Consider the following 15,876-nt stretch of genomic DNA (forward strand, 5'->3'; position numbering starts at 1 on the left):
ATCAGCTGCCTGATATATTCATTTCAGATGAGGCTGAATAGTTACAAAATTAAACTAATTAGTTTGTAGCTACTTAGCCCAAAAATTAGGATTAAAACGGGTAGGGTTACCAGGTTTAACATCAAAGAGTTAGTGTAGTTTCCCATAACCCCTTTTTGATTAACCAGCCATACAAGGTAGGTGCTAACAATAGGGAGTAATAACCCGTTAGCCGCTTGCGCGAATATAATTACCGCGACAGGGTCTAAACCGAGTGACGCCACAGCAGCACCAAACAATAAAATAACAATAGCGACGCCTTTAAAGCGCGTGTTACTCATATCGTTAGACCATCCTAACATGCCACACACGGCGTAAGCACCGGCAAGCGGCGCTGTAATAGCACTTGTTAAACCTGCAGCAAATAAACCAATAGCAAAAAAGTAATGAGCGGCGTCGCCAAGCAATGGCTCTAGCTGCACAGCCATGTTAGCCGCACTAATTTTCCCCGCATCGGTGCCATAAAATGCAACTGAAGCTGTAGATAAAATAGCTAAAGTGATCACACCGCCTAAAGTGATTGATAGGCCTGTATCAACATTTGTTTGTTTAATCACTTTTTGCATGTCGCTGTTACTGTCGTGTCTAGCAGCGAGTACGCCGGAGTGCAAAAATAAGTTATACGGCACAATGGTAGTACCAACTAAAGCTAGTATGGTTGTAATAGAGCCTTCAGGCATACTAGGAATAAAGCCAGCAAATACATCACCCAGTGAAGGCGCTGCCATTACAAGTGTTGAGATAAACACTAAGCTCATTAAAATAACGAGTAAAATTAGCGCGTTTTCAACCACTTTATGTTTGCTGCTATACAGTAAAGCTGCACTAAAAAAAGCAATAAGTGGTGTCCATAGTTGGGAGCTAACTTGAGGGAATATTTCAATTAATCCCATGCTAGCGCCACTTAAGTTACCCGCTTCATAAGCTGCACTGCCCACACCAATGGCGCTGATGACTAAAAATATAGCTAAAGATTTAAATAAAGGCGTTTGAATATGTGCTCTGAGCGCTTGAGCTAAATCTTGCCCGGTGGCAACGCCAAGGCGCGCCGCCATAGATTGTAATAATATAGTGGCAACAACTGAAAACAGTAATGTCCATATAAGTGCAAAACCAAAGTTTGCACCTGCCACGCTGGCGGTAGTAATTGTTCCTGGCCCAATGAAGGCTGCAGTGACGAGTAGTCCTGGTCCTAATCGCATAATTGACCTTAATAGTGCTAATGCATGTTGCTATTTAAAGTTACATCTTACGTTTAAAATCAATAATTATACGCGATGCCTGTTGTGTTATTGCTGCCACTTAAACTAAGTGCCTTGCAGCAGTATTCGCTCCTTGACGATTTCTTTTTTATAAGCATATGTTAAAAAAGGGCGCGTAGGATACCAACTTGTATATAAATTTAAAGGGGATACAGTGCGTTTGCATGAATTTTAAACGTATATATAAGCGAGTTAAATGACTGATGCCGATATTAATATCGGCATCAGTATATTTACTTTATTAGGTTTTTAATCGCTTCTAAGCCTTTTTTTAGGGTATCTGCATCGGTAGCATAGTTAATACGAATACACTCGTGCTTGTGCGCCCAATCATCGTCAATGCCGATAAAAAAGTTGTGACCTGGGATCACATACACGTCTTGTTCTTTGAGTTGTTGATACAATACCTCGCTTGTTATTTTTGCATCTTTAAACCACAGCCACATAAAAAATGCACCTTCAACTTTGTGCAAATAAACAGGTAGTTCGGCAAATACTTCATCAAATAATTCAATCGCGATTTGTGCTTTATTACGATAAAAAGGCAGTACCACGTTGCGGCACAGTGGCAGTAGTTCGTTGTCGTTAATTAAGCGTGTCACTAAGCTTGGACCAATACTATTTGGCGATAACACCATGCTGCCGTTTACGCGGCCAATTGCTTTAATAATCTCATTATTGGCAACCACAATACCGCTGCGTAAACCCGGTAGGCCCAGTTTTGAAAGTGACATACATAAAATAATGTTTGAGTTCCACGTTAGGTTTGCATCGGTGTAAATACAACCTGGAAACGGGTCGCCATATGCGTTATCAATAATGAGTGGAATACCATATTGCTTAGCGAGCAAATCAAGGTGTTTTACTTCATCATCAGTAATTACATTACCTGTTGGGTTAGTAGGGCGTGATACGCACAGCGCGCTTATGCTGCTGTCGTTTGCTAGTGTTTTTTCAACTGCTTTAAAATCAATGACGTATTTAAACTGTTTTGATGTGCTGCCTGTATTCAAAATTTCGATATCAGGCTTTATGGCAACAAACATATCAGCCGATAAACCTTGATCGGCATAACCTATGTACTCTGGCGCAAGGGGAAATAAAATCTTTTTATGGCTGCCATCCGGCATTTCGCCTGCCAACATATTAAACAACACAAAAAAGTTAGCTTGGCTGCCATTGCCAAGTGCTACATTATCGGCACTAATATCCCATGCGTACTCTTTACTTAGCTGGCCAGCTAATGCTGCTCTAAACTCGTCGTTACCGGTTGGGCCATCGTAGAGCCCAAATACTTGCGATACCTTGTTACTGGCAACGAGTTTTTGTAATTCACTTAAAAAAACCTCATTTACTTGTGGTACTAATGCGGGATTACCGCCACCCAGCATAACAATATTAGGATTGTTACTGTTTTTAGCCCCGCCTAAGTCTTCCATTAATTGGGTAATGCCGTTGGGTTGTGTAAATTTAGTGCCAAAGTTTGAGTAGTTCATAATGCATAGCGTTTGTTAGTAATGGGGAGGGCAGTATAGCGTAAATAAATGGTTTAAATTCGATGATGAGAATAATTCAATGCTGAGGTTTGCAGCTAGCTATAGTAATGTAACTTCTTATAAAACAAAGGCTAAGTTAAGGTTTTTTAACGCCGTATAAAAACTCTTTGCCGCAGTCCATATACAAATCAAATTTGGCCATAACTTTGGTAAACATAGGGGCGTGTAAAAACTCGTTTAACCATGCGCGTAAATGCGTGTATTCACTTTGTAAGTACCAGTGTTTATCTACGCGGGCAAACTGTCTAATAAATGGCAGCAGAGCATAGTCGGCTAGGCTTTTTTCATCGCCCATTAAGTATTTATGCGTGGTTAGTTTTGCTTCAAATTGCTTAATAAACTCTTCGCAGGCTTTTTGATAATAAATTTGTGCCATGTCTTTTGTGCGAGCATAAAACTTATACTTTTCGAGCACAGGCTTAAATTGTGTGTCGTTTAGCTTAATTAATTCAAGCATGCGCTCAAGTGCTAATGGGTCTTGAGTATGCAGTAAATTATGCGAATCGTTTTGCTTTAAAGCCCACAGCATAATATCTAGGCTTTCATCTATAACTTGATTATTCGGCAACAATAAAACTGGCACCGTGCCTTTTGGCGATATTTGCAAAAGATGCGGCGGCTTATTTTTAGTTTTTATAGCACGTAGAAGCACTTGTTGCTCTGCCATTAAAATACCCATTCGTGCTCGCATTGCATATGGGCAGTGTTGTAATGAATATAATAATGGCAATGTCATTTTATTACTTACCTTAGCTGTTTAAGCCTTCAACATATTGCTGACGTGTTTTTACTTTTACCATGTGATTTAATTGATCAGCTGCTTGTGTTTGCCCGCTAATTAAATCTTGGAAATGGGCGAGTAACACGGCTTTATCTAGTTTTTCTTTATCGCCTGAGCCAATGTCGGTTAAATCAATCATGAACTCGTCAAATTTGTCGGCAAAGTCACTCACAATATCCATGTTTAAAAATTGCTCATGGTTATAAATACTTGGGTAGCCGCCTTTTTGTTTATCAATAGCAAAGCTAATGCCTTTGACATTGGTAACGGTGGTTTCTTTTTTACAGCTCAGCATACAGCTTGCGTCAATGCGTGGTTTTTTACATCCTACTGTTTGCTGGAAAAAACACTGTCGGCTGGTCATCATTAGTATTGGATGATAAATGCTGTACATCATTTTAAAGTTGTTAGGGCGTTTAATATTACGCATTTGTGGTTTGTTTATTTCGTTTGAAATAAACGCGCCTTTTGCGTTTAAATCTTCTTGTAGTGTTAGTAACGCATAAGAGTTTGTGGTGTTTAACAACGGGCCTGCAATCCAGTCAATACCCATTTGTACTGCTTTAAATGCAACGCCTGTGTTGTTACTAATAATAAGCTTAGGTTTTACAACCTCGAGCAAACGTACCGCTTCTTCAAAATCTTTACCAATTAACACGGCTGGAAACCACGGAATTAACTGTGGGTGCTCTAAAAATACATTAATGTATTTATCGTTATCGGTTCTAAAGCTCTCTGGTAATTTAAAGTAAACATCGCCACCTGTTAAATCACATAGGTGAACGTCTTTTATGTCCGATATTAAAATAGAGAGTGTTGTTTTGTTATCGGCTTTAGGGTGGTTTACTAGTTTTGGCAGTTCAACAGGGGCGAGTACGTCTTTACCTTCGTTTAATAAAAACGCGACTTGCTTTTTAATACGGGCAAGCTCTTTAAACGGAATGCTTAAGTTGTTGCCTAAGTTTGAGTAATCCATATTTTTAATTTCAAAATTGGCATTACTAAAGGTTTTAAAGCGTTTATCAATAGCTGCAATATCAACAACTGATTTATCAGCGGTTTGCATAGGCATTTGCGATTGAACTTCAAAGCGTAGAGGTTGAAGGGCGCTTTGCTCTGCTAGGGTGTTGTCGTGTTTATCGTTTATTGTCAGTGTTACTGTAAATGGCTGGTTTAATTGACCGCCAAACTCAAAGCGTAGTTCTCGTTTTGAAATATCTAAAAACTCAATCTTCTTTTTAACTAACGTATCAATATCATTTTTTTCTGCGGCGAGCTCTTGCTGTGCATCGTAAATTTGCACAACCGAAATTGCGTTATTCTTTTCGTTAGCGTGATCAAAGCTATGGTCGCGCGGGTTGTCGGTAAACATGTTTTTTGTCATGTCACCTTGCAAAAACTTATTAGTAAAATTACGGTTAAATACTTTGTATAAGCTTGAATCGTCTTCAATTAAATTACCGGTTTGCACAAACGTGTCTATCTGTTTACGCCAGCTATCAATAACCGTATGTACGTAGTTAGCGCCTTTAATACGACCTTCTACTTTTAACGAGTCAACACCTGCGGCTACCAGCTCTGGTAGGTCAAAATAAGCTGAATTATCTTTTAAGTTTAATGGGTGTTTGTTACCCATCGCCGTTGGCTCGTATTCATCACGACACGCTTGCGAGCAGCGACCACGATTGCCCGAGTTACCCACACTTACTGAGCTTGAATAGCATTGCCCTGAAAACGCAATACATAAGGCGCCGTGCACAAACACTTCGGTTAATACGTCGCATTTATGCGCTACGTCAGTCAGTATTTTGATTTCAGTTAAGTTAAGCTCGCGCGATAAATTTACACGTGTAGCGCCAATGCGGGCTAAAAACTCAACTTGTGATTCGTTATGCGTAGTTAACTGCGTTGATGCGTGAATATGCAAAGTAGGAAAGTGCTTTTTAACTATATTGAATAACCCTAGGTCTTGCACAATAATGCCGTCGAGCGTGGTATTTACTAGCTGATTTAATAGCTTAAATAGCGCACCCATTTCGTGCTCTAATATAACTACATTTAGCGTTAAAAAAATCTCACAGCCGTATTCATGGGCTAGGCGAAGTGCGCCGTTAAGCTCATCAAACGAAAGATTAGACGCTCGGTTACGTGCATTAAAGGTATCTAATCCACAATAAACCGCATTAGCACCGGCTACAATGGCTGCTTTTACCGCGTTAACATCACCGCCTGGGGCTAATAGTTCAATCTTTCTACTCATTACAATGTCGCTTCGCTCATATTTAATTGCCGCGAATTTTATATGGTTAAGCACGTTAATGCTATTTATTGAGGGATATAATAAAGACTAAAATAAAAGAGTGTATAAAATTACAATTAAGCTGGCTGATTTATTACGTAAACATGTAATAAAATGATAGTTTATAAGCCAGCAACACTTTCAACTTTACTTAGGCGAACCCCATCAGCAATCAAGATCTTAAACAGTTAGATACAGGTTTAAACAGTGATGAATCTGGAATTATTAACACCCAACTAAAAATAGCCACATTTAATCTGTTTAACTATCTTAAGCCGCCCAATGCATACTATGAGTTTGAGAAAATTTATACTGCGCAGCAGTGGGCTAAAAAGCAGCGTTGGGTTGTTGATTACTTAACAGAACATGCCCCTGATGTGATTGGTTTTCAGGAAGTGTTTAGCATTGACTCATTAAAAGAGCTAGTAGGCGAGCAAGGTTATAATTACTTTGCTGTAGTTGATACGCCAGAGGTGATTGATGACTTTATTTATAAACGCCCCGTAGTGGCAATCGCCTCTAAATACCCCATAGTTGAAGTAGCAGCGGTTGAGCACGATAGTGAGCTTGCAATTGCGCTTGGCCTTAATAGTGAGTTTACTTTTAGTCGCAAAGTACTAAGAGCAACTATAACGCTGCCGCATATAGGCAATACTGATTGTTACGTGGTGCATTTTAAATCTAAGCGCCCAATGATTAATGTCGATGAGCATAATAAAGAGCTTACACCCGAGCAAAACATAATTGAAATTTTAAAAGCGAATGTAGCGGGTGGGTGGGGCTCAACTATTCAGCGTGGCAGTGAAGCTACATTACTAATGATACAAATGATTGCTCGTCGCGAAGCTATGCAACAACCCATGCTATTAATGGGGGACTTTAATAATGAACTAGCGGATGGCGTATTAAGCCATTTACTGACAAGTACGCTACGCTTTGCGCCTGCATTTGATGCTAAAACCTACCTCGCTAAATATTGTTTAAATGATTCATGGGATTTGTTTGTTAAGTCGCAGCTAAGCGAAGATGAACTGTCTAATTGTGAGGCAATGACTAGCGATGAAATAAGCGATAGTGAAAGCAATAGCATTTTTGATTTAGCTGATGAAAACGAAGCAAAAAATGTTAATGCAACTAAGCTTATGCCTTTAAGAGCACCAACACATTATTATGGCGCGAGCAGCTCCGTGCTTGATTATATTTTATTATCTTGTGAGTTTGATGCCAGCTACCTTGGCAGTTTTTTTGAGGTGATTGAGTATAATACTTATGATCGTCACTTAATTAATCCCGAATTTGAGCGCGATGATTTAAGTACCGATCATGGTATTGTGTTAGTTACACTAAAACTAAGAAGCTAGGCTTGCTCTATGCATAATTATGCTAAAATTATAAATTAAAAGTATTCATATAGCAGCAATACTTGATGTATTGCGCCGGTTTGTATATTTTATCATCAGCCTTTTGAATTGTATTAATAATAAATTACTAAAATGGTAAATATGGAATTTTATACCTACTTGAATCATAAGCGAAATATGGATTTACCTTCGCAAATACATAGTTTCATTGTAAAGCGAATTTATAATTTTACATTTTTAGTGAAAGCTTTGTTAGCTTAAACAGCGCTTACGCACAAGAAACCACCTCATACAATTTAACTAATGAATCTAATGCAGGGCTGCTAAAAAGAGCTGAATTACTTATAGATACTGACGTTATAACAAGTATTGAACTAAGTAAGGCGTTGTTGTCACAAGCGCAAAGTGCTGATGACACGTTACTCAGCGCAAAGCTACATAACTTGCTAGGTAGGGCGAATAAAAAAAATAACAATATTAATGAATCGCTCGAGCACTTTTTACAATCCTCTGTTTACTACAGCAAATTAAATGATTCACGAAACCAAATAAAGGCGTCTATTAATTATATAAATATATTATTAGAAGAAAAACGTTATGACGAACTTACTACCCGCATTGAAACTTTATTACCAACAACCCTTGTGTATGGCGATGACTTTTTTATAGCGCAGGTGCTCCTTACTAAGGGGGATTCGTTTTATGAACAAAAAAAGTACAATAACGCGAACGCGCAATACACATCTGCTTTAAAATACCTTGTTGATGAAGACGAATTAATACAAAGACAGTTAGATGAAACGTATAAAAAATTAGCTCAGTCGTACAAACGCCTCAAAAATAGAGAGCAAACGGCTCACTTTTATACAAAAGCTTTAGAGGTATATTCTAATTTAGGTGATTTAAAGCTAATGGCGCGTACTTTAAATACACTAGCAGAAGCACACCGTTATTTAGATAACTTAGTTTTAGCTCTTACTCCACTCGCGCATTAGAAATACATAAAGACATAAAGACATTGACGACCCTGTTGGCTTTGCTAAGGCATTACTAGGGGCGGGTATTATTTATCGTCATATTAATCTTTATGAAAAATCACTTGAACATATAAATGAGGCATATTTATATTATAAAAAAGTAAATAACATGCTTGGGATTGCTAAAACATCAAATCAAATGGGACTGGTATATACACGATTAAGACAGTTTGATCAGGCCGAATTTTTCTATCAAATAACTATCGATTTGCCAAAAGGTATGGTCGAGGAAAAAACGCTCGCTTCAGCTTTAAGAGAAATGGCTGTTATTAACTATGAGTCTGGCGACTTAGAATCAGCGATGAGATTTGCTCAGAAAGCTTACGTAACTTATAAAACCAAAAATCTTACATCCTACATTTCTATAACGGCGCGTATTATTGCTAATATTTATCGTGCCCAAGGGAATAAAAACAAGGCTATAGAGTATTACAAAGAGTCGTTGTCGTTCGCCAGAGAAGCAGGTGGTAAACTTTATGAGATAAAGTCGCTTACTGCGCTTGCGGGCATTTTAATTGGTATTGATACAAATGAGGCGATTTCTTTACTAAAAAGGTCACTCGCTTTATCAACCGAAATAGATGATAAGTTACATATGCTATATGCCTATCGTGAAATTCGAATAGCAGAAAAATTGCGTGGTCGTATAGAAGAGTCACTTCGTTATGCAGAAGAAGAAATAGCCCTAACCGATATTATTCAAAATGAAAGAAGTGAAGATAAGTTGGCGCTTGAAAAAGCACATTTGCATTCGTACAAAATGGAAATAGAGCTTGAGACGTTAAGAGAAAAAGAAAAACGCCATCAGCTTGAGCTTGAAAAGAAAAATAATCAAATTGAAATCGCCGCCCAAGCTAGAGTTATATCAGAGCTAGAGCTTTCAAAGAATAAATACGCCAGTATTGCGCTCGCATTTTTATTAGCCGCTTGTTTAGCTATTGTATTACTGGTTTATAGAAGTTTTATTGCCTCTAAAAAACGTAATGAAGAGTTAGACTATTTGGCAGCAAGAGACCCTTTAACCAATTGTTATAACCGTCGTATTTTATTTGAGGTTATGAATCGCGACTTTTTGGATTTACCTCAGATTGAAGAGTACTGTATTTTAATGGTCGATATTGATCATTTTAAAAGCGTTAACGACACCTATGGGCATAGCGTTGGCGACACAGTACTTTGTGGCGTAGCCGAACTTTTACAAGCTAATATACGTAAAAGTGATAGCGTGGCCCGTTTTGGTGGCGAAGAATTTTGTATTATTTTGCCCAACACAACTCAAGAGCAAGCAATACGTATAGCTGAGGCTATTCGTATTAAAGTTGAAAAAGCGACATTTGATGATATTCCTGTTACGTGTAGCTTTGGGGTTACGTCTATTAAATTTAAAGCAAGAACACCTTCTGAGTTGATTGAACAGGCTGATTTAGCTCTTTATGAGGCTAAGTCCTTGGGGCGTAATCAGGTAGCGTTATGGGATGCTTCACTTGAAGAGTTTAAACTTTTTAGATCGGAGTAAACTCAGCAGTATACAGTTTAGTTTTGATGTAATTTTTTAAAATTATAACAAGTAAATTTTATACAATGCTGTGTGTTACTTACATATGTAATTAGGCTTATTAAATTAACCCTTTGAATATCAGTGTATTAACTTAGGCTTTAAAATTGCAATCAATACTAAGTTAAAAACAAAACAAAGGATTTAATAATGACTGAAGTTGCACTTTCGGCCTATTTGGCATTTTACCTCTATTTAATTATGTTGCTTGTACAGTGGGCTGTGGCTACGTTTAGCAAAGCTAAAGAACCAAATGCTGTACCAGGTAAAATTGACGAGGATTTATCGCACGACAGCTTTATATTTAGAGCGCATCGTACGTTTCATAATACGCTTGAAAACAGCGCATTATTTATAGGTACGGTGTTATTTGCGTTTGTAATTAATTATCAAAGCCCGATTTTTGCAATGTGTATTTGGGTGTATTTAATTGCGCGTTTAATTCACATGGCGCTGTACTACGCTATAGCAACGGAGAAAAACCCAAGCCCACGTAGTTACTTTTTTTTAATCGGCGTACTTGCTAATGTGGTTATGCTGATAATGATAGGGTTAAGACTAATCTCTTAATTTATAAAAAAAGTTATAAAATTTATTTATAACGATAAAAAAAGCGAAGAGCCTTTAAGGCATCTTCGCTTTTTTGTTTAAAGTAGAAGCAGAATAAAACTACCTCTACCGTAAGGTAATATTAATGGTTAATCGACGCCTATAAACCCGCCTGTTTGGTGTGTCCATAGTGCTGCGTATATTCCACCCTTAGCGATTAATTCTTCATGAGTGCCTTGCTCAACTACGCCGCCGTCATCAAGTACAATTAATCTATCCATTTGTGCAATGGTTGAGAGCCTGTGCGCTATGGCAATAACTGTTTTACCAGTCATTAAATCATCAAGGCTTGCCTGAATTGCGGCTTCTACTTCTGAGTCGAGTGCGCTGGTGGCTTCGTCGAGTATAAGTATGGGTGCATTTTTAAGTAGTACACGTGCAATAGCAATACGTTGACGTTGACCGCCCGAAAGCGTAACACCGCGTTCGCCCACTTGTGCATCAAAGCCTTTATTACCTTTGCTGTCGACCAAGTCGTTTATAAACTCAAGCGCCTTAGCTTGTTTGGTCGCGTTGATCATCTCGTCTTGTGTTGCATCGGGGCGACCGTACAAAATATTGTCTTTTACTGAGCGATGAAGCAGGGAAGTATCTTGCGTTACCATGGCTATATATCTGCGTAGGCTTTCTTGGCTTACGTCCGTGATGTTTTGCCCATCAATTTTTATTGTTCCAGAGTCGGTATCATAAAAACGCAGTAATAAGTTAACAAGTGTTGATTTACCCGCGCCAGAGCGACCGACTAAACCAATTTTTTCGCCAGGCTTAATGTTTAAGTTTAAACCGTTCATTACTGGGCTTCGATTAGTCTCGTTTGCAGCTTTGCCGTAGTTAAAGTGTACGTTGTTAAACTCAATAGCACCTTGGCTTACGTTAAGCGTATCAGCATTTGGTTTATCGGCAACTTCAATAGGGTTAGAAAGTGTTTTCATACCATCGGCTACGGTGCCAATGTTTTCGAACAAGCTGCTTATTTCCCACATGATCCACTGCGCCATACCGTTTAATCTGAGCGCTAGGCTAACAGCAACTGCAATGGCGCCGGCGCTAATTGCACTAAGTGACCATAAATAAAGTGATACAGCGGCAACCGAAAATACTAATAGGTAATTTAAGCTTTGAATAACAAAGTTTAAGCTGGTTACTAAGCGCATTTGCTTGTACACAGGCTGTAAAAATACATCCATGCTTTGTTTTGCGTATTGCTCTTCACGCTGGGTATACGAAAACAATTTAATAGTTGAAATGTTAGTGTAACTATCAACAATACGGCCGGTCATTTCTGAGCGCGCATCGGCTTGTGAGCTGGCAATTTTTTTAAGGCGCGGTACAAAGTAAAGTTGCACGCAAATGTATAAAACCAACCAAACTAATAAAGGGATCATTAAGCGCCAATCGGCTTCGGCAACTAAAAATACCATTGAGCCAAAATAAACCACTATATACATTAATACATCAAGTAGTTTGGTCACTGTTTCGCGAACAGCTAAAGAAGTTTGCAGTACTTTGGTGGCTATTCTTCCTGCAAATTCATTTTGATAAAAGCTAACACTTTGGCGCAGTAAATAACGATGCGCTAACCAGCGAATCGACATAGGGTAATTGCCAAGCAATGCTTGGTGCAAAATAGCAGAATGAAAAAATACGACTACGGGCAATACTAATAGCAGCATGACAGCCATTTTAATAAGCTCTGACTTTTGCTCTACAAACAAGGTTTCGGGCGTGTAGGCTGTTAACCAATCAACAAGCTGCCCCATATAGCTAAATAAAGAAACCTCTAAAATAGCGAGCATGGCGGCACTGATTGACATAAGCAGCAACGACAGTTCCATTCCTTTGGTGTAGTGGCGACAAAAGGCAAATAAAGTCGAAGGCGGCTGAGTAGGTTGATCCTCAGGAAATGCTTTTGTCATTTTTTCAAATAATCGATACATTTTAAAAACTTAAATGGCAAATAATGGTCGCTATTATACCATTTAAGTATTTTTAAATGCAGGTTTGTAAGGTATTAATTGTGAATATGCTAGAGCGTTATTAATATAAACTTATGTATAAAAGAACACCTAAAAACACTTCACTTACTTTTATAGCATTGGGTTATTTAGGTTTGTACCTTTGCTCATGTATAAATCGTCATATCTGAGGCCACCATTTCCGTAAGGCTTTTTAATTGGGCCTGTATTACAGTTTGCTAAAAAATATATAAGAGGTTGTTCGCGCTTCATTCTAAATTGTGCATTTTTATACACCAGTGTTTGCTTGCTAAATTCACCGCCTTTTACGTAAACATCATATTGCTGACCTTGCTCTGAGACTGCTGCGTTATTAACAACATACCATACGTCGTACCAGGTATTTGTTTGCAGAGGTTTAGCTGACTGTTTGGTAGTGTAGTTTTGAATGTTGCTATACCCGCTGTCGGTTTTAACCATTAATGCGCCATCGTTTACAAGCCCGTTTGATTCTGTTTTATCGGTTACGCGAAGTGTAGGCTCAAACGCATCGTACGCATGTTTATTAATTAGCTCTGGCGTAAGGTTGCTTAATCCAAAAGCATGGTTATTAGGAAAAGCAGCCACGTTTATACGCATATAAAATGTGTAGGTGTCGCCAACTTCAACCGCTTGTGGAAGTTTTGTATAAGAAAGCGCTTTACGATTTCCTACAATGCTCTCAGCCGCAGGCTTTTTTAGTAAATAATGATTTGTTGATGAGTTTGCTTGTTCTGATTGTATAACTGTTATTTGTGGGTTTTTAACCTGTGGCTTAGTTTCATTTTGCGTATCGACACTTTGCCACTTGCTAAGTGAATTTTCAAAGTCATCAATAAGTAGCCAATCGCTTGACGTGTTTTTAGAAATGGTTGAACACGACGCTAACGCGCTTAACAAACATAAAAGTGACATGTGTTTACAATGCATAATTGGCTCTCAGTAAGTTTAGGTTTTTTGGTTAACCAATTATTGTTTTGGCTATAACTTTAAAGTAAAGGTTATGTAACCAATTTAATGTTTTTATGTCAATCATTAAAGCAATACGTAATGGCGTGGGAACTGCGAAGATATAAAAATTATTATTCCATTCAGAAAATTAACCAGTAAACTTATCCATTAAATCAACTCAGCAAATTTCAGCTGAGTTTAAAATAATTTAATAGTTAGGATGTTATATGTATACGGGTTCGTGTTTGTGTGGTGAAGTAAACGTTGAAGTGTCGGGCAGTATAACTAGGGCGTGTTGATCTTTATGGATTGAAATTTGTTCAATCTAGGGGCGATTTAATCGCGGCGCAAGGTTTGTAACCTAGTGGGCTAAGTAAAAACCGAGCAACAAAGAGTCAATCGTCCCTAGCAAGAACCCAAAGGGCAGCGCATGTTTGGTCTTTATGCTACGTTATCGCCTATGTATGGGGAACAACCACATATCATAGGCTCTGCCTTGCCTAAATACCAAACACACTGCTGCAAATTCAACCACCAAAGAACAACACGCCCTACTATTATCCATTGTCATTGTTCACTGTGCAGAAAAAACAGCGGGACTGCATTTGCAACCAATGGCTTTGTAAATACAGATGACTTTACAATAAGCAAAGGGCAGGCACTACTTAGCGAGTATAGTTTTAAAGTAGGGCGTACTCGTTACTTTTGTAAATGTTGTGGCTCGCCGGTTTATAGTAGCAATAATGATGACAAAAGCAGAATACGAATTCGTTTAGGAATATTTGATAGCGATATTACTGAGCAGGTTTTATCGCATAATTTTGTTACGTCTAAAGCTAACTGGGAGAAGTTAGAAACAAGCTTACCGTGCTATGAAAAACATGAACCTGGTCGGTAACGCGTTTTATTCAATGTGGTAAATGCTGTTAATACTTTTATAAAGGTCTGGCGCAAAGTTTATAAACACCGGTGAGTTTTGTATTTCATCAACGTTTATATGCATTAATGTTTGCTGGCTTAGTATGATCACTATATTTTTGTATTCGTTAAACTCTATTATCCCTAAGCACTTAAAATGTTGCCTTAAAAGTACTAAAAGCATTTGCAGCTCTTGGCCTGTTTGTGGGTTTAAATTAATGATTACTTGCGTATTTTGCTCACTGCAGCGATTTATATTTTGCCAAAAGCTATCGCTGGTTAAAAAAGGCTGATGATATTCACCACTAAAAATATCGATAGTGATTACGTTAAAGTGATCAGAGCATTGGGTAATATATTGCTCGGCGCATTGTAAATAGCTGCTGTGCTTAATTGGTAACTTAAAGTGCTGGGCAGCAATTAAGGCAATGCTTGGGTTTATTTCTACCGTGTTAAATGTATTGATGGTGTTTATGTAAGGCGTATTACTTTGTAAGTGATACATAATTCGCTCAAACCCTGCAGTGCCCAAGCCTAAATTTAATATATTTAGTGTATCTACCGGTTTAAGTAAAAATAACATCATACACTGGTTTACAGGTACTATTACTTGCTCAGGGTGTATAAGGTTCATAACGCCTTGAATTGTTATGTCTTCATTGGTTTTTTGTGCAAGCGTTAACCATCGGTATTCTTTATTTTGATACACGCATACAGGGCCGTATGCACTTTGCTGCGACTCAATAAGGTTACTTTTAATTGTATCTTCTTTTAGCTGACGCATAACTTAAACTATTAATGTATACACAATGACAGTGTGCCACGAAAAACACATTTTTAAATAGATTATTGTGTAACAAGGTTTGTAATTTAACCTCTAAATATAATATTGTATTAGCTATTAATTAGTTAGAAGTTATTCAAGGATTGAAAATGGGATTAATTTTAGGGCCTGCTGTTTTGGCATGGTTTCCAGTATTTATCTATTCTTTACGATTAGGGTATGTGCTTATTTATAAAAATATGGGCGCACTGACCATAGTGACTACTTTTGCAATTGGTATTATTGGTCTGTTGGCTTTTATGACGTATGGATATAGGCAGTTTGCAAACAATACCTCTGTTTGGGCATTTGAGATCCCAAGTTATTTTTTATTTAGCAAAATTGCTTTTATAGGTGTATTGAGTGGTTTTTTACTTAACTATTATATTAATCCTGAAAATAGTTCGGAGTTTTTGAGCTGTTTAGCATTTGTATTAATATTTATGTTTTCTGCTGGTGTGCTTGCAAGCTTAGGAGGGCATGAGGCCTTTTTGAAAGAATTTGATATTAAAACCACTCATTAAAAGTATGCATAATAAATTTTGGCCCAGTACCCATTAAAGGTAGTGGGCTTTTTACTATCCTAGTAACCTCTTGTAAATGCGCTTAGCGTGCTCCTTTCTACATCTACCTCAAATGTATTGCCATAAAATCTTAGTTAAGTAATGGTTACACTATAATAATTAGGAGC

Annotated in this window: 13 protein-coding genes; 6 read left to right on the forward strand and 7 right to left on the reverse strand. The window is 37.9% G+C overall.

What is annotated here, in order from left to right:
- Positions 1–41: 41 nt before the first annotated feature.
- The 4 genes from GQR53_RS05930 to GQR53_RS05945 all read right to left on the reverse strand — a co-directional run bounded on the left by GQR53_RS05930 (position 42) and on the right by GQR53_RS05945 (position 5,898).
- Positions 42–1,241: an Nramp family divalent metal transporter gene (locus tag GQR53_RS05930; RefSeq protein WP_165743146.1), complete on the reverse strand. Its 1,200-nt coding sequence runs from the start codon at positions 1,239–1,241 to the stop codon at positions 42–44.
- A gap of 293 nt (positions 1,242–1,534) precedes the next feature.
- Entirely contained in the window at positions 1,535–2,797 is a 1,263-nt protein-coding gene (locus tag GQR53_RS05935) for a valine--pyruvate transaminase (protein WP_165743147.1), read from the reverse strand.
- Between the two features lie 136 nt (positions 2,798–2,933).
- A complete protein-coding gene (locus tag GQR53_RS05940) occupies positions 2,934–3,593 on the reverse strand; it encodes a glutathione S-transferase (RefSeq protein ID WP_165743148.1) in 660 nt (219 codons plus the stop codon).
- 13 nt (positions 3,594–3,606) lie between these two features.
- Positions 3,607–5,898: a peptidase U32 family protein gene (locus GQR53_RS05945; RefSeq protein ID WP_165743150.1), complete on the reverse strand. Its 2,292-nt coding sequence runs from the start codon at positions 5,896–5,898 to the stop codon at positions 3,607–3,609.
- A gap of 296 nt (positions 5,899–6,194) precedes the next feature.
- Here GQR53_RS05945 and GQR53_RS05950 point away from each other — a divergent pair, with 296 nt between their 5' ends.
- The 4 genes from GQR53_RS05950 (at position 6,195) to GQR53_RS05960 (ending at position 10,460) form a co-directional block, all read left to right on the forward strand.
- Positions 6,195–7,298: an endonuclease/exonuclease/phosphatase family protein gene (locus GQR53_RS05950; protein WP_165743222.1), complete on the forward strand. Its 1,104-nt coding sequence runs from the start codon at positions 6,195–6,197 to the stop codon at positions 7,296–7,298.
- A 389-nt stretch (positions 7,299–7,687) separates the two neighbouring features.
- Positions 7,688–8,293, forward strand: coding sequence for a hypothetical protein (locus tag GQR53_RS20820; protein WP_231619912.1), 606 nt, complete (start codon positions 7,688–7,690; stop codon positions 8,291–8,293).
- 151 nt (positions 8,294–8,444) lie between these two features.
- Entirely contained in the window at positions 8,445–9,851 is a 1,407-nt protein-coding gene (locus tag GQR53_RS20825) for a tetratricopeptide repeat-containing diguanylate cyclase (protein WP_231619911.1), read from the forward strand.
- A gap of 189 nt (positions 9,852–10,040) precedes the next feature.
- Positions 10,041–10,460: an MAPEG family protein gene (locus tag GQR53_RS05960; protein WP_002963227.1), complete on the forward strand. Its 420-nt coding sequence runs from the start codon at positions 10,041–10,043 to the stop codon at positions 10,458–10,460.
- Positions 10,461–10,588: 128 nt separating this feature from the next.
- On the opposite strand, the gene GQR53_RS05965 is transcribed toward GQR53_RS05960, so the two are convergent.
- Complete coding sequence (locus GQR53_RS05965; RefSeq protein WP_165743152.1) at positions 10,589–12,436, reverse strand: ABC transporter ATP-binding protein; 1,848 nt, start codon at positions 12,434–12,436, stop codon at positions 10,589–10,591.
- Positions 12,437–12,586: 150 nt separating this feature from the next.
- Positions 12,587–13,423 (reverse strand): hypothetical protein, encoded by an 837-nt coding sequence (locus tag GQR53_RS05970; RefSeq protein WP_165743154.1) that lies wholly within the window; start codon positions 13,421–13,423, stop codon positions 12,587–12,589.
- Between the two features lie 451 nt (positions 13,424–13,874).
- Between GQR53_RS05970 and GQR53_RS05975 the strand changes: the two genes are divergently transcribed.
- Positions 13,875–14,342: a GFA family protein gene (locus tag GQR53_RS05975; RefSeq protein ID WP_231619910.1), complete on the forward strand. Its 468-nt coding sequence runs from the start codon at positions 13,875–13,877 to the stop codon at positions 14,340–14,342.
- Positions 14,343–14,348: 6 nt separating this feature from the next.
- On the opposite strand, the gene GQR53_RS05980 is transcribed toward GQR53_RS05975, so the two are convergent.
- Entirely contained in the window at positions 14,349–15,146 is a 798-nt protein-coding gene (locus GQR53_RS05980; RefSeq protein WP_165743156.1) for a hypothetical protein, read from the reverse strand.
- 149 nt (positions 15,147–15,295) lie between these two features.
- Between GQR53_RS05980 and GQR53_RS05985 the strand changes: the two genes are divergently transcribed.
- Positions 15,296–15,709, forward strand: coding sequence for a hypothetical protein (locus GQR53_RS05985; protein WP_165743158.1), 414 nt, complete (start codon positions 15,296–15,298; stop codon positions 15,707–15,709).
- Positions 15,710–15,876: the final 167 nt, after the last annotated feature.

Origin of the sequence: Pseudoalteromonas sp. Z9A6, assembly GCF_011378805.1 — a bacterium.
GTDB classification, from domain to species: Bacteria; Pseudomonadota; Gammaproteobacteria; order Enterobacterales; family Alteromonadaceae; genus Pseudoalteromonas; species Pseudoalteromonas distincta.